Origin of the sequence: Dyella subtropica (genome assembly GCF_026283965.1) — a bacterium.
GTDB classification, from domain to species: Bacteria; Pseudomonadota; Gammaproteobacteria; order Xanthomonadales; family Rhodanobacteraceae; genus Dyella_D; species Dyella_D subtropica.
In genome coordinates, this window is sequence record NZ_JAPDPD010000001.1 from 214,974 (window position 1) to 241,523 (window position 26,550).

18 protein-coding genes and 2 tRNA genes are annotated in these 26,550 nt (G+C 62.0%); 9 read left to right on the plus strand and 11 right to left on the minus strand.

The features are described 5' to 3' along the window. Positions 1-14 precede the first annotated feature (14 nt). Positions 15-1,157, plus strand: coding sequence for an alpha-D-ribose 1-methylphosphonate 5-triphosphate diphosphatase (locus OUZ45_RS00910; protein WP_266167992.1), 1,143 nt, complete (start codon positions 15-17; stop codon positions 1,155-1,157). Between the two features lie 796 nt (positions 1,158-1,953). On the opposite strand, the gene gbpA is transcribed toward OUZ45_RS00910, so the two are convergent. Continuing rightward, a complete protein-coding gene (gbpA, locus tag OUZ45_RS00915) occupies positions 1,954-3,480 on the minus strand; it encodes an N-acetylglucosamine-binding protein GbpA (RefSeq protein ID WP_266167993.1) in 1,527 nt (508 codons plus the stop codon). Positions 3,481-4,024: 544 nt separating this feature from the next. Between gbpA and OUZ45_RS00920 the strand changes: the two genes are divergently transcribed. Further along, complete coding sequence (locus tag OUZ45_RS00920) at positions 4,025-6,304, plus strand: TonB-dependent receptor (protein WP_266167994.1); 2,280 nt, start codon at positions 4,025-4,027, stop codon at positions 6,302-6,304. 294 nt (positions 6,305-6,598) lie between these two features. Here the strand turns inward: OUZ45_RS00920 and OUZ45_RS00925 are convergent, their stop codons facing one another. The 3 genes from OUZ45_RS00925 to OUZ45_RS00935 form a co-directional block, all read right to left on the minus strand. Next, positions 6,599-9,097 (minus strand): membrane-bound PQQ-dependent dehydrogenase, glucose/quinate/shikimate family, encoded by a 2,499-nt coding sequence (locus OUZ45_RS00925; protein ID WP_266167995.1) that lies wholly within the window; start codon positions 9,095-9,097, stop codon positions 6,599-6,601. 145 nt (positions 9,098-9,242) lie between these two features. Next, a tRNA-Arg gene (locus tag OUZ45_RS00930) sits at positions 9,243-9,319 on the minus strand. 98 nt (positions 9,320-9,417) lie between these two features. After that, entirely contained in the window at positions 9,418-9,849 is a 432-nt protein-coding gene (locus OUZ45_RS00935) for a nuclear transport factor 2 family protein (protein ID WP_266167996.1), read from the minus strand. Between the two features lie 366 nt (positions 9,850-10,215). On the opposite strand from OUZ45_RS00935, the gene amaB reads away from it, so the two are divergent. The 4 genes from amaB (at position 10,216) to murB (ending at position 14,750) form a co-directional block, all read left to right on the plus strand. Continuing rightward, a complete protein-coding gene (amaB, locus tag OUZ45_RS00940; protein WP_266167997.1) occupies positions 10,216-11,751 on the plus strand; it encodes an L-piperidine-6-carboxylate dehydrogenase in 1,536 nt (511 codons plus the stop codon). A gap of 131 nt (positions 11,752-11,882) precedes the next feature. Beyond that, positions 11,883-12,650, plus strand: coding sequence for a class I SAM-dependent methyltransferase (locus OUZ45_RS00945; RefSeq protein WP_266167998.1), 768 nt, complete (start codon positions 11,883-11,885; stop codon positions 12,648-12,650). Positions 12,651-12,652: 2 nt separating this feature from the next. Continuing rightward, positions 12,653-13,690 (plus strand): quinone-dependent dihydroorotate dehydrogenase, encoded by a 1,038-nt coding sequence (locus OUZ45_RS00950; RefSeq protein ID WP_266167999.1) that lies wholly within the window; start codon positions 12,653-12,655, stop codon positions 13,688-13,690. Positions 13,691-13,721: 31 nt separating this feature from the next. Continuing rightward, on the plus strand, positions 13,722-14,750 hold the full coding sequence (gene murB / locus OUZ45_RS00955; protein ID WP_266168334.1) for a UDP-N-acetylmuramate dehydrogenase: 1,029 nt from the start codon (positions 13,722-13,724) through the stop codon (positions 14,748-14,750). Positions 14,751-14,792: 42 nt separating this feature from the next. Here murB and OUZ45_RS00960 read toward each other — a convergent pair whose 3' ends face one another. After that, positions 14,793-16,025 carry an MFS transporter gene (locus tag OUZ45_RS00960; RefSeq protein WP_266168000.1) on the minus strand — a complete coding sequence of 411 codons (1,233 nt, stop codon included), beginning with the start codon at positions 16,023-16,025 and terminating at the stop codon, positions 14,793-14,795. A gap of 124 nt (positions 16,026-16,149) precedes the next feature. Here OUZ45_RS00960 and OUZ45_RS00965 point away from each other — a divergent pair, with 124 nt between their 5' ends. Further along, positions 16,150-16,956 carry an AraC family transcriptional regulator gene (locus OUZ45_RS00965; RefSeq protein WP_266168001.1) on the plus strand — a complete coding sequence of 269 codons (807 nt, stop codon included), beginning with the start codon at positions 16,150-16,152 and terminating at the stop codon, positions 16,954-16,956. A 24-nt stretch (positions 16,957-16,980) separates the two neighbouring features. Here OUZ45_RS00965 and OUZ45_RS00970 read toward each other — a convergent pair whose 3' ends face one another. Together OUZ45_RS00970 and fucP are read right to left on the minus strand one after the other, a co-directional pair. Next, positions 16,981-17,334 carry an L-rhamnose mutarotase gene (locus tag OUZ45_RS00970; protein ID WP_266168002.1) on the minus strand — a complete coding sequence of 118 codons (354 nt, stop codon included), beginning with the start codon at positions 17,332-17,334 and terminating at the stop codon, positions 16,981-16,983. 2 nt (positions 17,335-17,336) lie between these two features. Next, positions 17,337-18,638, minus strand: coding sequence for an L-fucose:H+ symporter permease (fucP, locus tag OUZ45_RS00975; RefSeq protein ID WP_266168335.1), 1,302 nt, complete (start codon positions 18,636-18,638; stop codon positions 17,337-17,339). 192 nt (positions 18,639-18,830) lie between these two features. Between fucP and OUZ45_RS00980 the strand changes: the two genes are divergently transcribed. Then, the gene (locus OUZ45_RS00980) at positions 18,831-19,607 is read left to right on the plus strand and encodes an IclR family transcriptional regulator (protein ID WP_266168003.1); all 777 of its coding nucleotides are present in this window, start codon (positions 18,831-18,833) and stop codon (positions 19,605-19,607) included. Between the two features lie 33 nt (positions 19,608-19,640). On the opposite strand, the gene fusA is transcribed toward OUZ45_RS00980, so the two are convergent. From fusA to OUZ45_RS01000, 4 genes are all read right to left on the minus strand, one after another. Further along, positions 19,641-21,770 (minus strand): elongation factor G, encoded by a 2,130-nt coding sequence (gene fusA / locus OUZ45_RS00985; protein ID WP_266168004.1) that lies wholly within the window; start codon positions 21,768-21,770, stop codon positions 19,641-19,643. 523 nt (positions 21,771-22,293) lie between these two features. Beyond that, positions 22,294-22,923: a response regulator transcription factor gene (locus OUZ45_RS00990; protein ID WP_266168005.1), complete on the minus strand. Its 630-nt coding sequence runs from the start codon at positions 22,921-22,923 to the stop codon at positions 22,294-22,296. Positions 22,924-23,022: 99 nt separating this feature from the next. Beyond that, entirely contained in the window at positions 23,023-23,661 is a 639-nt protein-coding gene (locus OUZ45_RS00995) for a response regulator (protein ID WP_266168006.1), read from the minus strand. A gap of 208 nt (positions 23,662-23,869) precedes the next feature. Continuing rightward, positions 23,870-25,873, minus strand: coding sequence for a PAS domain-containing sensor histidine kinase (locus OUZ45_RS01000; RefSeq protein WP_266168007.1), 2,004 nt, complete (start codon positions 25,871-25,873; stop codon positions 23,870-23,872). A 531-nt stretch (positions 25,874-26,404) separates the two neighbouring features. On the opposite strand from OUZ45_RS01000, the gene OUZ45_RS01005 reads away from it, so the two are divergent. After that, positions 26,405-26,480: transfer RNA gene (locus tag OUZ45_RS01005), tRNA-Thr, on the plus strand. Positions 26,481-26,550: the final 70 nt, after the last annotated feature.

Below are 26,550 nucleotides of genomic sequence, written 5' to 3' on the forward strand. Positions count from 1 at the left end.
TGATTGACGAACCCATGAACGACCTCGTCCTTACCAACGCCAACATCGTGCTCGACGACCGCGTGCTGCACGGCACCCTGATCGCCCGCAACGGTTTCATCCGCCTCATCGACGAAGGCTCGACCCAAGCCCCGGGCGCCATCGATTGCGACGGCGATTACGTCGTCCCCGGCCTGATCGAGCTGCACACCGATAACCTGGAAAAACACCTGATGCCGCGTGCCGGCGTGCTGTGGCCTTCGCTGCCGGCCGTGCTCACACATGACGCACAAGTGGTCGCCGCTGGCATCACGACGGTGTTCGATGCGTTGTCGGTCGGCGATCTCGAAGAAGAAAGCGTGCGCATCGAAACCCTGCGCAGCACCTACGATGCAATCCTCGCCGGCCAGGACAGCGGCGCGCTGCGTGCCGATCACTGGATCCATCTGCGTTGCGAACTGGCCTACCCGCGCCTGATCGAAACGCTGGAACCGCTGATGCGCCACAGCAGCGTGCGCCTTTTGTCGCTGATGGATCACACCCCGGGCCAGCGCCAGTACCGCGACATCCAGCAATACCGCAAGTACTACAGCAAGAACCACACGAGCTGGACCGAAGACGAATTCGCCAACATGATCAAGCAGCGGGCCGAGCAGCAGGCGACCTATAGCGCACGCCACGAACAGGCCGTGCTCGACATGGCTAAGGGGCAGAACATGGTGCTCGCCAGCCACGACGACACCGACACCGCCCAGGTCGAACACGCACACCGCATCGGCGTCAGCATCTCGGAATTCCCCACCACGCAAGAAGCGGCCGACGCCGCCCGCAAGCTCGGCCTTACCACGGTGATGGGCGCGCCCAACGTGGTGCGCGGCGGGTCTCACTCCGGCAACATCGCCGCGCTGGCACTAGCCGCTTCCGATCGCCTCGACATGCTCTCCTCCGACTACGTGCCGGCCAGCCTGCTGCACGGCGCCTTCCTGCTGCACAGCCAAGCCGGCTGGTCGATGCCACGGGCGATGGCTACGGTGTCCTCCAATCCCGCACGCGCGCTTGGCTTCAAGGATCGCGGACAGCTCAAGGTCGGGCTGCGCGCCGACCTGGTGCGCATGGGTTCGGTGAATGGATTGCCGATTGTGCGGAATGTATGGGTTGGTGGTAATCGGTCGTTCTGAGGGTTGGTGGTATCGGTCGGCTGTATTTCGGGCCAAGAGCCTGTTCAAAATCTCTACGCAGGCATATATGCAGCGGTGCTGAGGGATTTGTTCTGTGTTCGCAGCAATCGATGCGTTATCGCGACCTGGCCGCTTATGCAGCGGGCATTCCGAACGCCTGCCGGCGCCCGGGTCACTTTCTCTTTGCTGACCCACGCACCCGCAGGAGCGGGTGCGAACAGCGCAGCTGGCCCGAAGGGCGGAGGGCATGGATGCCCGGAGTAAAGAGAAAGTAACCAAAGAGAAAGGGTCTGAGAGCGTGCGGCGCGCTTCGTAGCCAGGCCTCTTCCAGTGCCAGACGTTGGAAGCGCGGCGTTACCAAGAGGCTCGCCCTCTCGAAATCTCCCGCGCAAGACGGAGAGAGACGAAAGCTAAGCAAGGCGACACATCGGAAAACCATCCCGACGCCTGACACTGGAAAACGTGCAGCTACAGAGCCCACCGCCTGCTCTGAGGCCATTTCTCTTGGGTTACTTTCTCTTTGGGCCAGCAAAGAGAAAGTGACCCGACTCGCGGCAGCGAGGCGGAACGCCCGCTGCGTAGGCGGCCAGGTCGCGATAACCCAACATCAAAGCAAGAAACCAAAGGCCTACCTCCGCGCGCAGAGGGCGAGCCCCGTTCAATACAGAACCAGAGATTTTGAACAGGCTCTTAGCAAGTAAAAAAAGCCGGCAGCGAGGCTGCCGGCTTTCACTCTTCAGGTTGCTCCAATCCTTGTCGTTGCATGCGGATGGTGCGGCGGGTTCAGCGTCAATGCTTACTTGCGTATCCAGGCACTCTGCCAGGCATGGCCTACACCCGGTTCAAAGGCGTTGGCGCTGGAACTCCACTGCTTGCAGAAGCCCGACTCCGGGAAAGGCCTGCACTCGTAAACCTTGCCGTCCTTCGGCTGCAGCACCTTGGTGCCGGCGGTGTACTGACCGAGACCGGCCGGGAACACATGGTCGTAGTCGCCGCCGCCGGCGGGTTGCTCCACGATGAAGCGGTGCGCGGCCTGTGCCTTGGACTCGCCGTCGACGGTGGCGACCGCGGCGATGTCGTACGTGCCGGGGGCTGCGTCTTTCAGCGCGATCATGAAGTGCGGGCTGCTGTCGCCCTGTGCGCCTTCTTTGTAAGCGACTGGCGTGCCCTTGGCGTCGAACACCGTAGCGTTGATGGTGTAGCTCTCGTTGCCTTCAGCGATGGCGTTGAAGTGCAGGTTCACCTGGCCGTCGGCAATCGTGTAGCTGTCCTGCAGGCCGGTCAGGCGCAGCGTGGTGGGCATATCAGCGATGTGCTTGACCACTTCCACGCGAGTCACCTTGCTATCAGGGCGCACGTAGAAGTTGTTCTGGCCGTAGTTGGGCACCACTCGGCCCTCATCGTTGAGCACACCGGTGCTGAATCGAAGTGCATTGCTCATCCGGTTGAGCTGGGTGGCCAGCGCGTGTGGCCAAACGTTGGCCTGACCCAGTTCCTCGCTGTCGATCGTGAGCATGGTGCCCGGAGGCGTCTGGTCGCCCTGATTGGTGAACACGCGCACACCGACCTTATCGCCAGGAAGCAGCGGTTCCGGATGCATCGAACCGATGATGTTCCACTCCGGCGGGGTGCCGTTATCGATGTCGACGTCGATCACCTGGTAGAACGTCGCCGGCGTATCAGCCACCTTCCAGGTAGCCAGAATGACGTGGTAGCCGCTGTGATCGGCAGGAATGGTCACCTGGCGATCGGTCGAAGGGCCGGGCATTACGTTGCCGCCGTCGAAGTGGGCAATCGGCGTCAGTTCGAAGGAGTCGCGTGACAGGGGTTCGTTCGGGTTCCAACCGTTCTTGGTGATGTAGAACTCCTGGTAGGCAACCGGGTGTCGCGCCGTGTAAGTCCAAGTGAAGGTGTGTTGACCGGGAGCGATGCGGTTCTTGTGCCAGCGCGTAGCGGTCTGCTCGTTGATGCCCCCGTAGCTGCCGCCATTGCCGCCCGATGCGATCCAACCGTTAGCCGGGCCGCACTGGACGAAACTGCCGCTGCAGGCGGCCCCTGTACTCGGGTAGTGATAGGAGGAGTTCTGCGGGTGATACTCGATGCTCTGCGGCTCATACTGGTAGCTGCCGCAGTTGGTGTTCACGTTACCGCCGATGGCGGAGCACAGCACGGCGCGCGACTTCGGTGAGCTGATGTAGCCATGGGCTTCAGCTTTATTCGTGGGAAGCAGCGTCAGCGCAGCCGTCGAAGCAGCCAGCAAACCGAGCAGCAGGAATTTTTCGCGCCGCGCTCCGGCGACATATGAATCAATACGGGTTTTCATGTTTCCTCCAAGGTCGATGGTGAGTTTTCGAAACGCCGTGTGAAGTCGGCGAAATCCGCCCATGCTGTTTCGAACGCAACAAAGCGGTTGAGGCGCAGACCCGATACGTCGTTTAGCCACGTCGAAATACCGCTCAAAGAGATCGCCGTGCTGATCTGCTGGGGAAATCTTTGCTCAAGCAGCGCGCTACGGCGTGCAATCTAAATAAAACCTATAAAGTGTCCTGCCGGGATCACGAGCAAAGACCTCTCCCGAAACGCTTTCTCAAGTACTCACCCCTCCCCTGCGAGTCCCACGGGGACTTCCTTCGGTCGCAAGGAGGGAGCCCATAGCCCGCGTAGCTGAGATTTGACGCTCATCAGGTGCCGTCATGGGGTCAGGGCCTTCCGGTCTAGACAACCGCCCCTGCATGTCGCCTCCGCGAAGGCATCGCGCAATCACCGCTAAACGACCATGCAACCCGCGTCGGCTGGAATGCGATGCGTCGTCGACGCGTGCCTGCCTGCCGCAGACGCCAACCAACCATCCATCTTTAAGGCCCGATATGAAGCTGCCCCGTACTTCGCTTTGCCTTGCGCTGCTCGCTACCTTTCCGCTGCTTGTACACGCCACCGACGACACCAGCCTGTCTGCCGCCGCCGATGCCAGCGCGCCGGCCGCGAAGGATGCCAAGGTGCTGGAGACGATCTCGGTGGTCGGCCAGAACGCCACGCGCCAGGTGCAGCAGATCGATAAGACCCAGATCGACCAGGCCGTTCCGGGCACCAGCCCGATCCAGATGCTGCAGACCATGCCGGGCGTGCATTTCGTCTCCAACGATCCGTTCGGTACGGACGAGTGGTCCTCGCGCATCAGCCTGCGTGGCTTCAACCACACGCAGCTGGGCTACACGCTGGACGGCATCCCGATGGGCAATACCGATTACCACTCGGGTGACGGCCTCAGCGTGACGCGCGCATGGATCAGCGAAAACCTCTCCGAGCTGGAACTCTCGCAGGGCTCCGGCGCGCTGGGTACCGCCTCCACCAGCAACCTCGGCGGCACCGTGCAGCTGTACACCGACAACCCGAGCACCACGCCCGGCGTGCGCGTCAACGCCACCGGCGGTTCCTACGGCTTCAAGCGCGGCTACATCCGCGCCGATACCGGCAGCCTTGGCGGCTTCAGCGGCTATATCTCCGGTATGTATGTCGATGCGCCGAAATGGAAAGGCGACGACAGCCAGACCCAGAAGCAGCTCAATACGAAAGCCATGTACGAATGGACTGGCGGTCGCGTCACCGGCCTGCTCGACGTGGTGCGCCGTATCGAGCAGCCCTACCTCGACTTGTCGAAAGATACGCTCAAGCGCTGCGGCTACAACTTCGACTACCTCGCACCGGACTGGCAGCGCGCGGTGGATATCGCCAACGGCAAGTACAGCGGCTGCGTGCAGACGGCGGACGATACCTACTACAACGGCAATGGCATCCGTAACGACGAGATCGTGTCGGTGAAGGGCGAGTTCTTCCTCAACGACCGCCTTACGTTGAACCTGCAGCCGTACTACCACCATGATCTGGGCCAGGGCCACTGGTTCGCACCGGTCTCCGACCTGCCCTACACGCCCGCACCGGGTGATGCGCCGATCGCGCTGCGCCTGTCGCACTATCTGATGACGCGCGGCGGCATGGTCAATTCCATGTCCTACGACCTGGGCAGCCATCACCTCGAAGGCGGCTTTTGGTTCGAGGACAGCCAGTACACCATCGCGCGCAGCTTCCAACCGAACCCGTTGTCCGGCCCGATCGACCAGGACCGCACCTACGACACGTACTACCACGCCAAATTCCGCCAGCGCTTCAAGACGCTGACCCGCCAGTGGTACCTGCAGGACAGCTGGTCGCTGATGAACGATGCGCTGCGCATCGACTACGGCTTCAAGGGCCACAACGTCACCACCAATGCCGTTGCCCTGCTGCCGGGCCGCGCCAGCGGTGCACTGAAAGCCGAGAGCGATTTTCTGCCGCAGATCGGCGCCAACTACGAACTCGGCAATGGCTGGGAAACCTTTGCTTCGTTCTCGATGAACCAGAACGCATTCGAGCCGGGCGCCAACGGCGCGTGGTCGACCAACCAGGCGACCTTCGACAGCCTGCGCAACACCTTGCACCCGGAGCGTTCCAGCAACAGCGAACTGGGTGTGCGCTACGTCGACCACACCATCCAGTCCTCGCTGGCGCTGTACAACATCGACTTCAAGAACCGCCTGCTGGTGATCGTGCCTTGCGCCGGCGTGGTGAGCTGCCCCAACCAGATCGCCAACGTGGGCAAGGTCAACTCCAAGGGTGCCGAGTTCACCTTCGTGTGGCAGCCGACCGATTCGCTGCGCTGGTTCAACTCGGCCACTTATAACGACGCCAAGTACAAGGACAACTACGTCGACAACGGCGCGCTGATTCCGGCCAAGGGCAAGACCGTGGTGGATTCGCCCAAGCAGATGTTCGCCAGCGAGCTGTCATATAAGTTTGGCCAGATCTTGTCAGGCAACCTTCGGGCCACGCTCGGCACCAAGTACACCGGCGCCCGCTACTACACCTTCGTCAACGACCAACGCATCGCCGGCTTCTGGCTGTGGGACGCGGGCCTGTCGTGGGAGCGCAAGAATGTCGGCTTCGCCAAGAACCTCAAGGTGTCGTTGAACGTGAGCAATCTGTTCAACAAGAAATACATCGCCACCATCGACAGCAACGGCTTCACCACCAGCGACCCGACCGGCACGTTCCAGTCGCTGCTGACGGGTTCGCCACGACAGGGCTTCCTGTCAGTCGACATGGCGTTCTGATGGATGCGAGACCTGGCCGGCCTATCGCCGGCCAGGTCTTGTAGGAGCACACCCTGTGCGCGACAAACCGGCAGGACTGCCGGTTTGCACGGCGTTAGCCGCCCGAAGGGTGAGGGCCATGGATGGCCCGAGTGAATGGTGCCGACAGGCGCCCTACACTGGCGCAAAAAAAGCCCAGGCGCGGCATGCCTTGGTAGTGACGCGAAGAGGCGGCGCGTATGCTACGAACGGATCGTCTCGCCAGGGCAGATCTCCCGCATCTATGCAATGCGGAGACCGATTGAGCTTCCACAGCTAGCGTTTGGCGGCCTCGCCAATTTCCGCGATTGGCAATGCGTAAGCGATCAACGAATCGCCCATCTTGGTGCCCGACGAGCCATGCCCGCCCGCCATGATCACCACGTACTGGCGGCCGGTTTTGTCGGAGATATAGCTCATCGGTGTGGCTTGCCCTCCCGCCGGCAAACGCGACTCCCATAGCTTCTTGCCCGTGCGCACGTCGTAGGCGCGCAGGTAGTCGTCGAGCGTGGCGCCCATGAAAGCCACACCGCCGCCGGTCGTCATCAGTCCGCCAAGGCTGGGCACACCCAGCGGCAGTGAAATCGACAACGCTGCGTTGACAACTACCGCGCCGTTCTTGTGCATCCACACCTTCTTCATGGTTTTCAGATCGACCGCGGCCACGTAGCCCCACGGCGGCGCCTGACACGGCATACCGAGCGGCGACAGCAGCGGCGTCGACTCGACCGCGACCGGCGTGCCTGTCATCGGTTGCAAACCATGCTCGCTGCTGGCGCCACCTTTGTTGACGTTCTTGGCGTCATCCTGGCTACGGGTGTACAGCTCCGACACAAATGCCATGTAGCTGGGATTGCCAATGATCAGGTGCCGCGCTGGATCGATCGCCACGCCGCCCCAGTCGAACACGCCGTCATTGCCGGGGTACACCAGCGAGCCTTGCTCGGACGGCGGCGTGGAGATGCCGTCGTAGCGCAGCCGTTTGAACTTGATGCGGCACATCAGCTGGTCATAGGGATTGGTGCCCCACAGGTCGCTCTCGCGCAGGGAACGTTCCGGCTTGAAGCTGAGTTCCGAGAACGGCTGCGTCGGCGACGTGGGCTCGCCTTCGGCCGCGCCTTGCGGTACCGGCTGCTCCGGCGCCGGCACGATCAGCTTGCCGTCGCGACGATCGAGCACAAAGATGTCGCCGCGCTTGGCCGCAGCCACCAGCGCCGGCGTCTTGCCGTTCGGCGTGTCGATATCGACCAGGCTGGGCTGGCCGCCGATACCCATGTCCCACCGATCGTGGTGCACGGTCTGGTAAACCCAGCGCAATTTACCGGTGGCAACGTCGAGCGCAACGATGGCGCTGTTGAAGCGATCGCCTTCGGGATGGCGATAGCGGCCGCGCCTGTCCGGCGCCTGGTTACCCATCGGGATATAGACCAGCCCCAGCTTCTCGTCGACGCTGGACACGCTCGAGGCATGGGGCGAGTTGAGCTTGTACGTTTGCCCCGATGGCTGCGGCGCGGTTTCGTCGGGGTTGGCCGCATCCCAGTTCCACAAGAGCTGCCCGGTGGTGATGTCGTAGCCGCGGATCACGCCGGGCGGTTCGCCGTTGGAATCGTTGTCGGTGACACTAGCCGAGACGATCAACACGTTGCGCGTCACCACCGGCGGCGACGTCGAATGGAGGAAGCCGCGCTGGGCCGTCGACATCCCTTGGTACAGGCCGATGACACCGTGGTCGCCAAAATCCGTACAGGGCTGGCCGTTGTCGGCGTTGATCGCGACAAGGGTGGCATCGGCCGTCGGTGCGAAGATGCGGCGTGGGCAGCTGTCGAAATGAATCGCTTCAGCCGCCACGGCGCCCTTCGGTGTCGGCTTGGCCGGTTCAGGCACGGCGTTCGCCGCCGAACCATCGCCGGCAGCCTGTGCCGCGTAAGCGCCGGAATCATGATAGGCCACGCCGCGACAAATCATGTGCTGATAGGTCTTGGCATCGCGATGGATCTTGGGATCGAAACGCCACAGCTCTTTGCCGGTATCCGGATCGAGCGCGATCACAATGTGGTGCGGTGTGCAGAGGTACAGCATGCCGTTCGCCTTCAACGGCGTGACCTCATTGGCGATCTCGGTCGGATCGCCGGGCCCTTTCAGATCGCCAGTATGGAAGGTCCAGGCCATCTGCAATTGCGCGACATTGGCCGGCGTGATCTGCGTGGCCGGCGCATAACGATCGCCGTAGCCGGAACGCCCGTACGCGATCCAATCGTTCGGCGACGTGCCGGCGCCATCGGCCGGCTCGGCCGCCGTCATGCTGGCCGCAGGTACCTCGCCAGCCAGCGTGTAGTAGTCGGTGAAACAGGCCACCACGCCCACGACGACCGTGACGCCAACCGCCACCCACAGCGGCAACCTGCGATCCGCCCAGCGCAACGCTGGCCGCGACTCCACCGTCAGCCATCGCGATACCCAGGGCAGCAACAGCCACACACCGAGAGCAAACCAAAGTGCGATACGCGGCACCAGCTGCCACCCGTCGAAACGCACCTCGAACAGAGACCACAACACCGTCCCCAGCAACACCAGCGCATACAACCCAAGCGCAAGTCGGCGCTGCCGCCAGGTCAGCCAACCAGTGAAGGTTACAGCCAGACCCACCACCAGGTAATAAGGCGAACCACCAAGCCACAGTAACCAGGCACCGCCGACGGCGAGGGCCGAGCCAAGAAGGACGAATAATCCAGCGGTGATCCTGAGCAATACAGCCGGCCGCGACGTCGTGGTCATAGCTCCCTCGTTGAATGCACGCCATGCGTAACCCAGCGCTATGCATGGTTGTCGAGAGATTGTCGGCGTTTCGTGACGCCTGCCGCCATGCGCATAGTCCGAAACGGCCGCGGGCCGGCATAGCCGGCCCGCGGAAACCTGCGAATGGTGCCCCCGATACGATTCGAACGTACGACCTTCCCCTTAGGAGGGGGACGCTCTATCCAACTGAGCTACGGGGGCGGATCGCCTCATGCACCGATGCGGCACAAACAACGAGGCCGCGAAAGTATAGGCGATGCACCGTGGCGACGCGAAACCCAAGTCCCCGCACGTGCCACTCATGACACCGGCGTCACCTTGGTGTGCTGGGAATACCACGCATGCCAATGCCCCTGGCGGTAATAGAAAACATCCACCGAGGTTTCCTGCGCCCCGTGATGGGTTACCACAGCCGTATCGCCCTTGAGACTGATAGTCGACGTCGGCGGCAGCGGACTGATCGGCGTATTCGGATGCTCGGCAGCGAAGCGACTCGCCGCAGCGATGATCTCCCCCTTCGGACGAGACACTCCATTCGTGCTCACCGAAACGTAGGCCGGGTCGAGCAAGTCGTCCAGCGCCTTGGCATCACCCGTAACGAACGCCCTACTCCAGATATTCTCCACATCGCGCACCCCCACCTCACTCGGCCCGCTTCCCGCAGCACTCGCCGCCAGCGACCACACACAACACACGCCCACGACCCACCCGGCAAAGACAACACGTTTCATCACCCACCCCATGGCTCGACTGCCCGGACGACGATCACGGCAGCGAACGCTCCGGACCGGCCGCATAAAACGACCCAGGGGATGGATCGAAGTTCAGCGTATAGGGCGGAAGTACTGGGATGCCCCCGGTCAGCGCGCAGTGCTTTTACTCCTGATCTCCGGGGCCCCGGTGCGGCGGTGAGGGCTGGACGATCAGGCCCCGAAGGGCGCGCAGGCGCCGCGTTCGTGCGAGCACCCGCCCCCTTCAACCCTCTCCCTGGATGGGAGAGAGAGCAAAGGCGGGGAGCAGGCGCTTACGGGCCCTCCTGCTAGAATTCCCCTCTTTCATCCATTAGCGCCACACGGCGCCAAGGCTCAGGAGCACGCATGTCCCACGATATCCTCAAGGCGCTCGGTCTCGGCAACGACCACTCGGGCTCGTATCTCGGCCAGGGCGAATGGTCCAAGACCACCGATGCCGGCGCATTGCAGCCGGTGAACCCGGCCACCGGCGAGGTGATCGGCACCGTGCATGCCTCCAGCGCCGCCGACTACGAAACCATCGTCAAGCGCGCCCAGGAAGCCTTCAAAGTGTGGCGCGTCACCCCCGCCCCGCAGCGCGGCGAAGCCGTGCGCCTGTGCGGCGAAGCGCTGCGCAAGCATAAGGACGCCCTGGGTTCGCTGGTCGCGCTGGAGATGGGCAAGATCAAGCCCGAAGGTGACGGCGAAGTGCAGGAGATGATCGACATCGCCGACTTCGCGGTGGGCCAGAGCCGCATGCTTTATGGCTACACCATGCACTCGGAGCGCCCGGGCCATCGCATGTATGAGCAGTACCAGCCGCTGGGCCTGGTCGGCATCATCAGCGCGTTCAACTTCCCGGTGGCGGTGTGGGCGTGGAATGCCTTCCTGGCCACCATCTGCGGCGATATCTGCATCTGGAAGCCGTCGCCGAAGACGCCGCTGTCGGCTATCGCGACCCTGAAGATCTGCAACCAGGCGCTGAAGGACGGTGGCTTCCCGGATCTGTTCTTCCTGTTCAACGACGCCGGCACCGACCTGTCGCAGGCCTTCGTCGACGACAAGCGCATTCCGCTGATCAGCTTCACCGGCTCCACCAAGGTCGGCCGCATGGTCGGCGAGCGTGTGGCGCAGCGCATGGGCCGCTCGCTGCTGGAACTGGGCGGCAACAACGCCATCGTGGTGGACGAGACGGCGGACCTGAAGCTGGCGATCCCGGCCATCGTGTTCGGTGCCGTCGGTACGGCCGGCCAGCGCTGCACCACCACGCGCCGCCTGTTTGTGCACGAGGCGATTGCCGCCGAGGTCACCGACAAGCTGATCACCGCGTACAAGCAGGTGGAAGGCAAGATCGGCGATCCGACCCTGGCCACCACGCTGATGGGCCCGCTCAACAGCAAAGAGGCTGTGAATGCCTATCTGGCCGCGGTTGACAAGGCCAAGGCCAGCGGCGGCACGGTGCGCACCGGCGGTGCGGCGCTCAACGACCGCAAGGGCCATTTCGTGTTGCCCACCATCGTCACCGGCCTGAAGAACGGTGATGAGGTGGTGCAGACCGAAACCTTCGCGCCGATTCTCTACGTCATGACGTTCAAGACGCTCGATGAAGCCATCGAGCTGCAGAACGCGGTGCCCCAGGGCCTGTCCTCGGCCATCTTCACGCAGAATCTAAAGTCGGCGGAGCAGTATCTGTCGTCAGCCGGTTCGGACTGTGGCATCGCCAACGTCAATATCGGCACCTCGGGCGCCGAGATCGGCGGTGCGTTTGGTGGCGAGAAGGAAACCGGCGGTGGTCGCGAATCAGGCTCGGATGCGTGGAAGGTCTATATGCGTCGCCAGACCAACACCATCAATTATTCGAACGCCCTGCCGCTGGCGCAGGGCATCAAGTTCGACCTGTAAGTGCATCACGGGGCGCCTGGTCTTCAAGACCGGGCGCCCCAAGTGGTCCCCTACCGATAACCGGCTACTCCGTGATGCACGCCAAGCTAACTGTGCGTCGACGGCCGCCCATCGCTGACGGGATGAATGCCATGAACGATCTGCAAGCTACTGAGCGTTTCAGCAACCGCGTCGAGGACTATGTCCGCTACCGGCCTGACTACCCGCATGCGTTGCTGCGATGGCTGCAAAGCGAGCACGGCGTGACCCCGCGCTGGCTGGTCGCCGACATTGGCGCAGGCACCGGCATCTCCAGCAAATTGTTTCTGGATGCGGACTACCACGTGATCGCGGTGGAGCCGAATGTCGCGATGCGCACCGCCGCCGAACACTGGCTGGGCCGCGACAAGAACTTCCGTTCGCTCGCTGGCCGCGCCGATGCCACCGGCCTCGCCGCGCACAGCGTGGATCTGATCTCGGTGGCGCAGGCCTTTCACTGGTTCGACGAGGAAACCACGCGCCGCGAATTCCATCGCATCCTGCGACCTCAAGGGCTCGTCGCGGTCTACTGGAACAGCCGCCGGCTCACCGGCACGCGGTTCCTGGAAGGCTACGAGGCCCTTCTGAAGAACTACGGCACCGACTACACCAGCGTGGCCGAGCGCTATGCCGACGAGCTGCGCATGCGCCAGTGGTTCGGCGAAGGCTATCGCGGGACCGCCAGCTTCGAGCATCGGCAGTTGCTGGATTTCGACGGCCTGCGCGGCCGCCTGATGTCCTCGTCCTATGCGCCCGTCGCCGGCGATCCCATGCATCAGCCGATGTTGCAGGCGCTGCGCGAACTGTTCGACGCCTGCACCGAACACGGCAAGGTAAGTCTTGACTACGACACCCGCGTTTACGTGGGCCATCCGGGCTAAAAATGTACAAATACATCCGACCCTTAATGTTCGCGCTCGACGCGGAAACGGCGCACCGCGCGACCATGTACGGCCTGGACGTAGCTCATCGCAGCAACTTCCTGCACCTGGCCGCCAAGCCGCCGGCCGAGTTACCGACCACAGCCTTCGGCATCCGCTTTCCCAATCCGGTCGGCCTGGCCGCCGGCTTGGACAAAAACGCTGATCACCTCGATGCGCTGGGCGCGCTCGGCTTCGGCTTCGTCGAAGTCGGCACCACCACGCCGCGCCCGCAACCCGGCAACGACAAGCCGCGCATGTTCCGCCTGCCGAATCATGAAGCGGTGATCAATCGACTGGGCTTCAACAATGCCGGCGTCGATGCCTTGGTGCGCAACGTGCAGCAATCCAGCTATCGCGGCGTACTCGGCATCAACATCGGCAAGAACAAGGACACACCGAACGAGAAAGCGGTGGACGATTACCTATTCTGCCTGGAGCGCGTCTATCCGCACGCCAGCTACATCACGGTGAACATCTCCTCGCCCAACACGCAGGGGCTGCGCGACCTGCAGGAAGAAGCCACCTTGCGCCGCTTTATCGAAACCTTGCGCGAAGCGCAGGAGCGAATCGGTTCGCAAAGCGGTGCGCGCAAACCGATGCTGCTGAAAATCGCGCCCGACCTCACCGAAACCGAACTCGACGCCATCGCCGAAGTGCTGCTGGCCGCCAAAGTGGACGGCGTGATCTGCACCAACACCACCATCGACCACGCTGCCGTGGCGAGCGATCCACACGGCAACGAAACCGGCGGCCTTTCCGGCAAGCCGCTATTCGTACGTTCCACCGCTGTATTGCGCGGCATGCGCAAACGCCTGGGCGATCACCTGGGCATCGTCGGCGTGGGCGGCATCCTCGATGGCAGCGATGCCGCCGATAAGATCGAAGCGGGTGCCGCGCTGGTACAGCTGTACACCGGCATGGTCTATCGCGGCCCACAACTGATCGCCGAATGCGTGGACGAGATTCGCCGCCAACGCGAGGACACCCATGCTGGCTGATCGCATCGACATGCCAGCGGAGCGAACGGAGATGGGTGGCTATACGCTGTTCGAGAATGCCTCGCTCGCCGCCCGCAACACCTTGCGCGTGGACGCGCGCGCCAAGCTGCTCGCCGAAGTGCGCGAGGCCGCCAAACTTCCCGAGTTGCTCGAGTTTCCCGCCGTACGTAACGGCAAGCTCCTAGTGTTGGGCGAAGGCAGCAATATCCTTTTTACCGGCGACTTCGACGGCACCGTGGTAGCCATGGCTACCCGCGGCGTGCACGTCGAACAGGACGGCGACGTGGCGCGCATCGCCGTCGCCGCTGGCGAACGCTGGGACGACTTTGTGCGCTGGACGCTGGGCCAAGGGTTCGCCGGCCTGGAAAACCTCATCCTGATTCCCGGCACGGTCGGCGCCGCGCCCATCCAGAATATCGGCGCCTATGGCACCGAGGTCGCCGAGTTCATCGAAAGCGTGGAGGCTTGGGACACGCTGGAGCAGCGCGTCGCCATACTCGATCGCGCAGCCTGCGCTTTTGCCTATCGTGACTCCGTGTTCAAGCACCAGCCTGGACGTTACATCGTCACTGCCGTGCGCTTTGCCCTGCCCCGCTCACGCGAACTTCGCCTGGATTACGCCGGCATTCGCGAGGAACTCGCGCGCATGGGCGTCGACAAGCCCGCGCCTTTCCACGTAGCGGAAGCCGTGGTGCATCTGCGCACCAGGAAACTCCCCGACCCCGCCGTGATCGGCAACGCCGGCAGCTTTTTCAAGAATCCCATCGTCGATGCGTCCGTGGGCGAAGCGCTGAAGGATGCGCATCCCGAACTGGCCGCCTGGCCAGGCAGCGACGGTCGCTGGAAGCTCTCCGCTGCATGGCTGATCGAAGCTTCGGGCTTCAAGGGGCAGCGCGAAGGCGATGCCGGCATTTCCAACCGGCATGCATTGGTGCTGGTCAATCATGGGCATGCCACCGGGCCGCAGCTTTGGGCGTTCGCTCAGCGGGTGATTGAGGGCGTGCAGGCGAAGTTTGGTGTGCGGTTGGAGCCCGAGCCCGTTGTCATCACAGCGGGCTGAGCCCTTGTAGGAGCGCACAGGGTGCGCTCCTACACAAGCAGCTCAAGCCGTGCGGCGCGGTCGCTCCAAATTCGGCAGAAACACCGTAATCATGCCCAGCAGCGGCAGGTACGCACACAGTTGGTAGACGTAGTCGATGCCATGCGCATCGGCGAGACGCCCGAGCACGGCAGCGCCGATGCCCCCCATGCCAAAGGCGAGACCGAAGAACAGCCCGGAGATCATGCCGACACGCCCCGGAATCAATTCCTGCGCGTAGACCAGGATCGCCGAGAAGGCCGAAGACAAGATCAAGCCGATCACCACCGTGAGCACGCCGGTCCACATCAGATTGACATGCGGCAGCAGCAAGGTGAACGGCGCGGCGCCGAGGATGGACACCCAGATCACCCACTTGCGCCCGATGCGATCGCCTACCGGCCCACCCACCAACGAGCCGGCGGCCACGGCGAACAGGAACACCGATAAGTGCGTCTGCGCGTTCTGCACCGACACGCCGAACTTGTGAATCAAATAGAAGGTGTAATAGCTGCTGATACTCGCCAGGTAGAAATACTTGGAGAAGATCAGCAACCCCAGGACTAATAGCGAACCCATCACCTGCCCGCGTGTCAGCGACACTTGCAACGCATGATGTGCCTTGGCCTTGCCGCGAACCGCATGATGCTCGCGATACCAGTGACTCACTTGCAACAACACCACGATGGCAAGCAGCGCTGCCAGCGAGAACCACGCCACACTGCCCCGTCCGTTCGGCACGATGATCCAGGCTGCCAGCAACGGCCCCAGCGAAGCGCCCGTGTTGCCGCCCACCTGGAACAACGACTGCGCCATGCCATGCCGGCCACCCGATGCCATGCGCGCTACGCGTGACGATTCGGGATGGAACACCGAGGAACCCGTGCCGACCAGTGCAGCGGCCAGCAGCAGCACCGGAAAGTTCGGCGCCGTCGCCAGCAACAACAGCCCACACAATGTGAAACCCATACCGATGGGCAAGGAGTAAGGCATCGGCTTGCGATCGGTGACCATGCCCACCACCGGCTGCAACAGCGAGGCGGTGATCTGGTAAGTCAGTGTGATCAGACCGACCTGCGCGAAGTTCAGATGAAAGCTGGCACTGAGGATCGGGTAGATCGCCAGAATCAGCGACTGAATCATGTCGTTCAGCAGATGCGAAAAGCTGATCGCACCCAGGATGCCGAACTCCGTAACGTGCTCCTGCCGGCTGGACGACGAAGGCGACAACGAGACTTCTTCAACGCGGGTTTGCATGGGGTACCTGAGGGGACGAGGAAGCGAATCCGTGGCCATTGCCACGACAAGGTAGGCACCTTAAATTGATGCCTGTCGGCCCGTATGCGCCACTGGGTCAATCATTATTGAATTTGGGCCAAACATGCGCCAAACCCAGGTCACTCAGTACGAAGACACGCCCCGCGACGTCGTCGCCACCGGCAACGAGTTCCCCGCACACTTCGTCCTGCCTGCCCACGCCCACAAGCGCAACCAGTTGCTGTATGCCGCCAAGGGTGTGGTCAAGGTGATCACGCCCGAGGGCAGCTGGGTGGTGCCTCCCCGCCGGGCACTGTGGATTCCTATCGGCGTGATGCACGAAGTACACATGGATGGTGCGGTAAGCACACGCAGCGCTTATATCCGGCGCGAAGCCGCCGAAGCGGCAAACCTCTCCACGCATTGCCAGGTCATTTCCGTATCGCCCCTGCTTCACGAACTGCTGCAGGAAGCCGTCGACCTCCCCGCCGAGTACGAACTCGACGGACGCGACGGACGCGTGATGGCATTGCTGCTCGATGAAATCCGCGCCATGCCCACACTCGCCCTCAACACACCACTGCCGAGCGAGCCGCGACTGCGCCGCCTATGCCGCGCAATGCTCGACGCGCCCGCCCTGGAAATCGACATCGATGCCATGGCCGACAAAGCCGGCATGAGCCGGCGCAGCTTCACCCGCATCTTCCGCTACGAAACCGGCATGAGCTTCGCCGCCTGGCGCCAACAGGCCTGTCTGCTGGCAGCGCTCACCCGCCTCGGTCGTGGAGAGTCCATCACGCAGGTGGCGATCGAGTTGGGGTATGGAAGTACCAGCGCGTTTACGGCAGCGTTCCGGCGAGTGCTCGGTGCGCCACCGAGTCGCTACCTCGCAGGGGATCAGCACATCCGGGAGAAAACTGCGCCGATTTGAATTGAACAGGCTCTAACACAAGCCTCAGCGCGGCTTGCATTCCGCCAGCGAGAAGATCCGGCTCATCGGCATCCATTTCTGCCCGGGCTTGGCCCACGGCAGCGGCTGCTGGAAGGTGTTCATGAGCGCCTCCCAAGCCTGCACGCGTGGGTTGGCGGCATCGGCGGCCTGTTTGGCCGCACCGTCAAAATCGTCCGGCACATCCATCATCAGCACCAATCGATTGCCGGTGCGGAAAATGTCCATGCCAGTGACGCCAGCAGTGTGTATCGAGGCAACGATTTCCGGCCAGATATGTTCGGGTTGATGCCAGCGCTCGTATTCGGCGATCGAGACGGGATCGTCCTTCAGGTCCAGAGCGAAGTACAGGCGAGGCATGCTCAGTGCCCCACGGCGGCGTTAGCCTGCTGGCGATGGGCGAATAGCCATATCACGGCGAAGCTCAGTGCCGGCACCACCATGGCCTTGGCGATACCGGCTGCGTCGGACACGGCGCCCATCGCAGCAGTGAGCACTGCGCCGCCGATGATGGTCATCACGAGCATCGCGGAGCCGAGTTTGCGCTCGTCGTCGCCACGCCCCTCCACGCCAAGCGCGAAGATGGTGGGATACATCACCGACATGAAGAAGCTACACGCCACCAGCGCGCAGGCACCTGCGTTGCCGGGAAGCAGGATGGCGAACCCGGTGAGTGCGATGTTGATCGCGGAGAACGTCGCCAGGAGACGTCGCGGTGCGAAGTACTTCATCAGCGCACCGCCCGCGAAGCGTCCGCACATGAAGCACACCAGCGATGCCGTCAGGAAGTTGGCTGCCGCCTTGGCGGGCGTACCCGGCATGGCGGCCTGCACGTAGCGAATCAGGTAACTCCAAACACCGACCTGCGCGCCTACGTAGAAGAACTGCGCCAGCAAGGCCCAGGTGAAGCGACGGTCACGCAGCAAGCGCTTCAATACGCCGTCGCTCGCCGCCGGGGTCGCGTCGTCCACAACGTGCGCCGACGGAAAGCGCGTCAGCAGGATCAGCAGCCCCCAGCTCAGCACCACCACGCCGATCACCAGGTAAGGCAGCTGCACCGCGCCGGTCTCCTGCGCCAGGTAGGCAGCCCTGCCCGCTTCGCTCATCGCGGCCAGTTGCGCAGAAGAATGCTCGACGTCCGAGAAGATGAAATGCTGCCCGACCAGGATGCCGGTTATCGATCCGAGTGGATTGAAAGCCTGGGCAAGGTTGAGTCGCTGGGTCGCCGTCTCGCGCGGCCCCAACAGGGTGACAAAGGGATTGGCCGACGTCTCGAGAAAAGCCAAACCACTGGCGATTACGAACAACGCGAACAGAAAGAACCCATACGTACGCAGCTCCGCCGCCGGCCAGAACAACAGCGCACCGATACCGTAGAGCGCAAGCCCAAACACCACCGCACTCTTGTAACCGAAGCGCCGCATATACATGCCCGCCGGCATCGCCACCAGGAAGTACCCAAGATAGAACGCGCTCTGCACCAGTCCAGCGCGAAAATCGTTGAGGACGAAAGCCTTCTTGAACTGGGCGATCAAGACGTCGTTGAGGTTGTTGGCGATACCCCACAGAAAGAACAGGCTGACGATAAGCACCAGGGGAAATACCGACTGCCGAGCCACCTGACCTGCCCGCATCGACACGGGCAACTCGTGCTCTGTTGTCATATTCAAATCACGGCTCCTGGTAGCACGTCGGGCATGGGACAAGGCTCATCCGGATGTGCAAATATGAACAGCATATTCACCCGCAGCACAAGCCGCATCGCAGCATCGGCGCTGCCTGCCCTCCGGAAGGCGCGTGGCGCTGCGCGTTTCACTTAAGGCAAGCTTGAACTTCAACTGGGACCCACTGAGACCATGCCCAAGACACCACCGAAGTACCGTGCCCCCGCACTGGACAAAGGCCTGGACATCCTTGAGCTGCTCGCCGCCTCGGACACACCGCTCACCATCGCCGAAGTCTCTGAAGGCGTAGGCCGATCTCGCGGGGAAATCTTCCGCATGTTGCAGGTGCTGGAAGAGCGCGACTACATCACACGCAGCGAGGGCGACACGGGATACCTGATCACGTCCCGGCTGTTTCGGCTTGGCATGGAGCAGCCGCCGCTCAAGAGCGCGGTCGAGGCTGCCTTGCCGGTGATGCATCGCCTGGCCAGCACGGTGGAGCAGTCATGCCATCTGGTGGTGCCTTCCCGCGAGCAGATCGTGGTGATCGCCCGCATCGATCCACCCAGCGAGATCGGCCTGGTGGTGCGTATCGGACATCGTCGCCCGATGTCTCAGGCGACTTCGGGCCACGTGCTGTTGGCGTTCCAGAGCGACGAAGTCCGCAACCTCTGGCTGGATATGATCGCCAGCCATGAATCCGATCTCGACCGCAAAAAACTTCTGAAGCTGGTGAGTCAGGTGCATGCCCGCGGCTATGCCAGCGCGCCCAGCCATATCGTCGATGGCGTCACCGACGTTTCCGCACCGGTGATGCAGCACGGCCACGCGGTCTGCGCGCTCACCATCCCCTTCATCGAGCGTCGAGCGTCACCGATCACGATGAAACACACGCTGGCAGAACTGCGGCAGGCAGCGAGCGACATCTCCGACTCGCTCCAGTACGGCGCCCCCGTGCGCAAGGACTGACCCCGCGTTACAGCGCGGGGCCAGTCCATCGCATTACTTCGCTTCTTTTTCCATCAGCTTGTCGACCAGGTTAGCCGGCACTTCCTCGTAATGGTCGAACTCCATGGTGAAGGTGCCGCGGCCGCGGGTGGCCGAGCGCAGGAAGTTGATGTAGCCGAACATTTCGGCCAGCGGCACGAAGCCCTGAACAAAGGCCTGCGCACCCTTCTGACCCTGATCGCTGACCGTGCCGCGACGGCGGTTGATGTCGCCGATCACGTCGCCCAGATAATCGGCCTCCGTCACCACTTCCAACCGCATGACCGGCTCCAGCAGCTTGGGCTTGCTCATGCGGTGCGCTTCGCGGAAGCACTGGCGGCTGGCGATTTCGAAGGCCAGCGCGGAGGAGTCCACGTCGTGGAATTTGCCGTCGACCAGGCGCGCCTTGAAGTCCAGCACTTCGTAGCCTGCCACCTGCCCTTCGCGCGACTCCACCATCACGGCGTGCTCCACCGCCGGTATGTATTCGCGCGGCACGCGACCACCAACGATTTCGTCAGAGAACACCACGCCGCTACCCGACTCGCCTGGCTCGAAGATCATCGACACTTCGGCGAACTGACCCGAACCGCCGGACTGCTTCTTGTGCGTGTAGGTGTGCTCGACCCGGTTGCCGAAGGCCTCACGGAAGCTGACCTTGGGCTTGCCCATGTTGGCGTCGACACCCAGCTCGGTGCGCATGCGATCGATGGTCACTTCCAGATGCAGCTCGCCCATGCCTTTAAGCACGGTCTGCCCGGTTTCCTTGTCCACTTCCATACGCAACGACGGATCGGCCTTCACCATTTTGTAGAGCGCGGTGGAAAGCTTGTCGACGTCGTGACGGCTCTTTGGCTCCACCGACACGCTGATCACCGGGTCGGGGAAGCGCATGCGTTCAAGCAGCGCCGGATGCGCCGGGTCGGAGAGTGAATCGCCAGTCTCGGTCTCCTTCATCGACACGAACGCGCAGATGTCGCCGGCACGCACCTCTTCGATGTCCTTGGTGGCGTTGGCCTGCACTTCCACGATGCGGCCCACGCGCTCTTTCCTGCCTCGCGTGACGTTGAGCAAGGTGTCGCCCTTCTTGATCACGCCCGAATAGATACGGCAGAACGTGAGCGTGCCGAACTGATCGTTGATGACCTTGAACGCCAGTGCGCGGGCCGGCGCCTCGTCCACCACGCCCTGATTGCCCACCACGTGACCGTCTTCGTCCACCATCGCGATACCGCCGTTCTCACCCGGGAACGGCAGGTAGTCGATCACGCCGTCCAGCAGCTGCTGCACGCCCTTGTTGCGATAGGACGAGCCGCAGAATACCGGCATCAGCTTGCCGGATACGCAGCCCTTGCGGATGCACTTCTTGAGTGTCTCCGGGTCGAACTCGCCGGTATCGATCAGCTTCTCAAAGGCGGCATCGTCCAGCGCCAGCGCGCGCTCGAGGGTTTCCTCGCGCAGCTTGGCCAGATTGGCCACCCACTCCTGATCCGCCGTGGTGGAGAAATTCACCCGGCTGGCGATGTCGGCCAGCGGCACGACGTCCCACGCGCTGTCTTTGTCGTCGCCCTTCCAGAGGTAGCCGACACCAGCGATCAGATCGGCCATGCCGACGAACTCATCACTGCTACCCAGCGGCACCTGGCACAGCAGCGCGTTGGCGCCCAGACGCTCGCGGATTCCCTTCACGCAATGCGCGAAGTTGGCGCCGATGCGGTCCATCTTGTTGACGTAGCACAGGCGTGGCACGTTGTACTGGTCGGCCAGGCGCCAGTTGGTTTCGGTCTGCGGCTCCACACCGGCCACGCCGTCGAACACCACCACGGCGCCATCGAGCACGCGCAAGCTGCGATTCACCTCGATGGTGAAGTCGACGTGCCCAGGGGTATCGATCAGATTGACCTGGTGGCCCTTCCACTCGGTCGACACGGCCGCCGACTGGATGGTGATGCCACGCTTGCGTTCCTGCTCCAGGTAGTCCGTGGTGGTGGAGCCCTTGCCTTCCTTGGTGTCGTGGACGTCCACGATCTGATGCTTTTTGCCGGTGTAGTAAAGAATGCGCTCGGTGGTCGTGGTCTTGCCCGCATCGATGTGGGCAATGATGCCGATGTTGCGGTAGAGCGAAAGCGGTTTCTGACGCGCCATGAGCTGGTTCCGAAGAAGCGTGAGTGAGGGGCTCCATGATTGGGGCGGCACTCGGAAAAATCTAGCCGGAGATCGCTCAGAGACACGGGGCCTGGAGACTCTGACGGCCCACTGACGCTCGTCGGTGGCACGCACGGCAGATAAGCCTCCCGTGCTTCATCAGTGATGCGCAGCGTGGCAGCAAATACCGAGCCGACCGAAGGGCTCGCTGTCACATCGCCGTCAAGTACGAATGACTCGTTGGCACGCGTCAAACCGCGAGTTTCTCGCGGCCCAGCTAGCGATGCCGCAATTTCCTTCGAATCCACCCACCCCGCCTCTGTTGAAGCGCAAACGGTGACGCCTCTGCGTCCAGCGGATGGCCTATGACCGACGCACTGCATATACGCTGCGCGCCGGAGATTCGTTGCGAAGGGCGCTTATGCGAACTGCCGGTCGTTCGGCGTGCGTCGTCTTCCGGCGGGCAGGAACTGCTTTTCCATACCGTTTGGATGGCGGCCCCATGCCCGCCGAACGGCCGCACTCAGGTAATGATCCGGTTGCTACGGGCCAGTTCGATCAAGTCGCGGATATTGGCCAGGCCGAGCTTGTCCATCACGTTTCGTTTGTGCGCGCTAACGGTCTTGTTGCTGATCATCATGTGATGCGCAATGTCGATATTGGACATACCCAGGGCCAGGCAGCGAAATACTTCGAACTCACGCTTGCCCAACCTGCTGAGCGGGCCATCCTGCCCCGCCACGATCGCGCTGGAGGCTGCCGCCATGACATCTTTGCCGAAATAGATTTTGCCGCGCACCGCCAACTGCGCTGCAGTGACAATATCGTCCATGGCAGCGCTCTTATGTACGAAACCGTCCGCCCCGGCGCGAAAGGCACGCACTCCGGCGACCACTTCATCTGCCGCAGAAATCATCAGGATGGCTATCGATTCGCCGCTTTGTCTCAGGCGGTGAATCACTTCGACACCGCCCAGCAGCGGAATATCAAGATCAATGACCAAAAGATCCGGGCGCAAGTCCCGCGCCGCGGCCAGCCCCGAGGAGCCATTGATGCATTCGGCAAGTACTTGGAACTCACCAGATCTTTCGAGCAAGGAGCGAACTACCTCATTGATCATGGGGTGATCATCTACGACTACGGCGGTAAACATGACGCATGTATCCATATGGTGACGTCGAAAGCCAGCGTTTCCCCTGTCACAAGCGCAGCTGGCGCCTTTAGGGCAAAAGAAACGATGCGCAAGGGCCGCTTAGTAACCGACCTCCATCGCATAGGCATAAATTTCCATGTCGGAGCGGAGGCCGAGCTTCTTCATGGCATCGGTTTTCTGCTTGCTGACCGTCTTAACGCTGCGATCCAGCTTGCGTGCGATCTCGGTCACGCTCATACCTGCAACGAGCAGTCGGATCACCTCGCCTTCGCGATCGGTCAACTTGGTCACGGAGTGATTACCGAAGCGCGCCAGCCGCCCTTCGAAGGTTGCACTCACAAAGACATGCCCCATCATGGCGAGACGCACAGCGGTATGAACTTCCGCCAAGGCTGTGGTCTTGTCCACGATGGCCTTCACACCGGTGACCATTAAAGCCTGCAGCAGACCAACATTCCTGAGCATGGTCAGCACGACGATCGGAAGGTTGGGATGCGCCGAGCGCAGGCGCTCAATCAAGCGGATGCCATCTGGCGAACTATCGCTAGGCATGACGTAGTCGGTAACCACGACATCGCACTCGACTCGCTCCACCAGCGAGAGCAACTCCACCGGGCAGGAGGCTTCGCCAACTACCTGGATATCGCTGCCGTGGAGGAGGGCCATAATGCCCTTGCGGATGATGGGATGGTCATCGGCAAGAATGATTCGGATAGTCTGGTCAGCCTGTGCGTTCATGGAAGCAATCTCTTTTCGGTGCGCTTGAAGGAGCCCGGCGTGCATGACGACAGCGAAGCTGCGTGATGATCGGTGGGAGTGTGGTGCGGACCGAACGTCGCCGGCCTCGCTCGCTCGGGCAAGAGTCGAATTCTCTACTCCGCACCAAGCATCGTTCCATACGAATGTTCTGATAATTCTGTCGACACGCCGGAAACGCGGGTGATATTCAATGTGCCTGCTTCAGCGCTACCGTGAATCCACTCAAATACGATTCCAGCTCTCTCGCGTGAACCAGCACATCCGACGCTTGCGTATCTGACTCAATCGACGATGCCACTTCGGCCAACTGATTGGCTCCGAAAAAAGCCGCCATACCGCGTAGGGAGTGCGCAACTTCACGCAACTTGTCCGTGTCCAGCACCGTCAGCGCCTCGTTCAATTTACCCAGCTCAGCCTCGGCCAGATGGGTATAGTTCTTCAGTACAGCAGTGACGTCGTCGCCATAGACCCTGGCCAGACTGGCCTGCACTTGAGCGATGTCGGAGGTGGCGTCACCGGTTCGGGCGATATCGTCAGGGCATGCCGGCAACTGAACCGAAGTGCCGGTAATCCAGCGATGCAACGTGTCGGCGAGCGTACCCAGTCGCAGAGGCTTGGCCATCACGTCATCCATGCCCGACGCCAAGCAGTTATTCACCTGCTCCGCCATGACGCTGGCTGTCAACGCAATAATGGGAAGGCGGCTGTCGGTCTCACCAGCACGTATGCGCTGCGTCAATTCGAAGCCGTCCATCTTCGGCATGTAGCAATCCGTGATGAGCAAGGCGTACTGCTTGTTCGCAAGGGCAGCAAGAGCCGCCTCGCCGTCATTCACCAGATCGCAAGGCCATCCGAGAGCCGCCAACTGGTGCCGTAGGACGTCACGGACGAGAGAATGATCTTCGGCCACCAGAATCCATGGTCGGTCGGCATTTACTTGCCCGATCGCCTCGGTTGCGGAATGGCGTTCCGCCACTGCAAATCGTCCACGCACGATGGCGCGGCTACCTCCCTCTGGCTCGCTTTCCACACGGAGGGATAAATCCATCAGTCCGCACAGACGGTGTGCGACCGCCAACCAAAGCTCCTCGCTATCGCAGTCCTGACCATTCGATGACGTGCACTGCGCGATTGGATCAAACCGACTTGTCCAATGTGCCGCAGCGATGCCGACGTTCGTATTGGAAACGCTGATTTCGATGTCCTGCCACTCTTCCGCCTCGTCAAGCACTCGCCCATCGACATGCACGCGACCCTCGGGAGTGAACTTGATCGTTTGGCGAATCAGACTGGCAAGAACCTGCCGCAGACGCACGTCATCGCCGCTCAAGCTTTTGGCCACCCGACGCTCGACGCGTACATCGATCTGCAGTCCTTTGCTGGATGCCTGCGACAGAAGCATCGATGCGGTGGCGTCAATGGCAAGGCGCAGGTCGAAAGGCAGCCAGACGATCGACAACTTGCCCGTTTCGATCTTCGAGAGATCCAGAATGTCGTCGATGATCCGCAGCAGGGACCGGGAAGATTCACCGGCCGTTTGCAGCAGGGTGCGCTGGCGCTCACTCAGCCCCGAATGATCGAGAAGCTCCAACGTTCCGAGCATCCCATTCATTGGCGTGCGTATCTCATGGCTCATCATCGCCAGAAAATTCGCGCCGGTTGTCGTGGACTCTGCCTTTTCGCGCCGCTCGATCGTGTCGACAAGCACGCCAAGCAAGGCGCCATGACCATCAGACAGCTCCAGCGGCTCCAGGCGCGCGTGGTAACAACGCCGGTCGCCTCCCGCAACGGGAAGGATCAGTTCACGCTGTTCAGCAACATGGCTACGCAGCACCCGCAGATCCGCCCGGTGAACCTGATCGCAATCGATGTCGATGTGTCGGGTTTGTAGCAGGCTGCGTCCCAGCAGCTGCATCCGTTGAACACCGAATTGAATTTCGTAGGAGTGATTGACGGCAAGATAGGCACCCTGCGCGTCCTTGCAAAAGATCGGATACGGAACTGCATCCAACATGGCTTGATGGAACTCGCATCGCGTTTGCAGCTGCGACGCAAGCGCGCGCAAGGCTCGCCAACGGCTACGTACGATCCACGTCGCCGCCATCGCTGCGAGCAGCAGGGCAACCAAGCCCGCATAGGTCGGCACCTGCCAATCGAAGCCGTTGCTGCTGGCATCGATCGACTCCGCCATTCTGGCTTCGTGCCATAGGTTCGAACTATCCGCGGCGAGAACATGCCCTGTTATAGAACTAGCGGCAACCTGACCGTGCGCACTGCCCAGGCAGCCGAGCAACAGACCCAGCCCTATCCGCCGCCTGGGCCATGAGGTGAGTCGACCCGACCCAGAAGCCACGATACCCATGCCATCACCCCGCGTTCTCGGTCGATTTGACCCCACCAGAGGGGCCGCATCAGCCGGCGGGGTACGTGCCCGCACACTGATGACTTGTCACGCCAACGGCGCGGCCTCCTGGGTGGCGGTGGGATGTCCAACAGTCCTACGCACGCCGTATCCCCAGGCGGACGCATTTTCGGATTGGATATGTCCGGCTAACTATGGGACTGGTCCGAAAGGCAATTAGATATTTCTGCAGATTTGCAGCACCCACTCCTAGATGACATCGACCGACCAAGCCCTAGCCCAACCAGTCCACAAGCATCCGCCCGGATACCGCCGCACCTTGCGCCGAAAGCAGCCGACACGTAGAATCCGCGGCTCTTTGCCGGAATAGCTCAGTTGGTAGAGCGGCGCATTCGTAATGCGTAGGTCGCAGGTTCGACTCCTGTTTCCGGCACCAGTTTTACCAATTAAAACAGCGCATTACACGTTGCAGTGTGATGCGCTGTTTTGCTTTGGATGGAAGGATT

What these genes read in the sequence shown, in the direction of transcription:
- OUZ45_RS00910 (WP_266167992.1), top strand. Translation starts at nt 15, where the DNA reads ATGAACGACCTCGTCCTTACCAACGCCAACATCGTGCTCGACGACCGC.
- gbpA (WP_266167993.1), bottom strand. Translation starts at nt 3,480, where the DNA reads ATGAAAACCCGTATTGATTCATATGTCGCCGGAGCGCGGCGCGAAAAA.
- OUZ45_RS00920 (WP_266167994.1), top strand. Translation starts at nt 4,025, where the DNA reads ATGAAGCTGCCCCGTACTTCGCTTTGCCTTGCGCTGCTCGCTACCTTT.
- OUZ45_RS00925 (WP_266167995.1), bottom strand. Translation starts at nt 9,097, where the DNA reads ATGACCACGACGTCGCGGCCGGCTGTATTGCTCAGGATCACCGCTGGA.
- OUZ45_RS00935 (WP_266167996.1), bottom strand. Translation starts at nt 9,849, where the DNA reads ATGAAACGTGTTGTCTTTGCCGGGTGGGTCGTGGGCGTGTGTTGTGTG.
- amaB (WP_266167997.1), top strand. Translation starts at nt 10,216, where the DNA reads ATGTCCCACGATATCCTCAAGGCGCTCGGTCTCGGCAACGACCACTCG.
- OUZ45_RS00945 (WP_266167998.1), top strand. Translation starts at nt 11,883, where the DNA reads ATGAACGATCTGCAAGCTACTGAGCGTTTCAGCAACCGCGTCGAGGAC.
- OUZ45_RS00950 (WP_266167999.1), top strand. Translation starts at nt 12,653, where the DNA reads ATGTACAAATACATCCGACCCTTAATGTTCGCGCTCGACGCGGAAACG.
- murB (WP_266168334.1), top strand. Translation starts at nt 13,722, where the DNA reads ATGGGTGGCTATACGCTGTTCGAGAATGCCTCGCTCGCCGCCCGCAAC.
- OUZ45_RS00960 (WP_266168000.1), bottom strand. Translation starts at nt 16,025, where the DNA reads ATGCAAACCCGCGTTGAAGAAGTCTCGTTGTCGCCTTCGTCGTCCAGC.
- OUZ45_RS00965 (WP_266168001.1), top strand. Translation starts at nt 16,150, where the DNA reads ATGCGCCAAACCCAGGTCACTCAGTACGAAGACACGCCCCGCGACGTC.
- OUZ45_RS00970 (WP_266168002.1), bottom strand. Translation starts at nt 17,334, where the DNA reads ATGCCTCGCCTGTACTTCGCTCTGGACCTGAAGGACGATCCCGTCTCG.
- fucP (WP_266168335.1), bottom strand. Translation starts at nt 18,638, where the DNA reads ATGACAACAGAGCACGAGTTGCCCGTGTCGATGCGGGCAGGTCAGGTG.
- OUZ45_RS00980 (WP_266168003.1), top strand. Translation starts at nt 18,831, where the DNA reads ATGCCCAAGACACCACCGAAGTACCGTGCCCCCGCACTGGACAAAGGC.
- fusA (WP_266168004.1), bottom strand. Translation starts at nt 21,770, where the DNA reads ATGGCGCGTCAGAAACCGCTTTCGCTCTACCGCAACATCGGCATCATT.
- OUZ45_RS00990 (WP_266168005.1), bottom strand. Translation starts at nt 22,923, where the DNA reads ATGTTTACCGCCGTAGTCGTAGATGATCACCCCATGATCAATGAGGTA.
- OUZ45_RS00995 (WP_266168006.1), bottom strand. Translation starts at nt 23,661, where the DNA reads ATGAACGCACAGGCTGACCAGACTATCCGAATCATTCTTGCCGATGAC.
- OUZ45_RS01000 (WP_266168007.1), bottom strand. Translation starts at nt 25,873, where the DNA reads ATGGCGGAGTCGATCGATGCCAGCAGCAACGGCTTCGATTGGCAGGTG.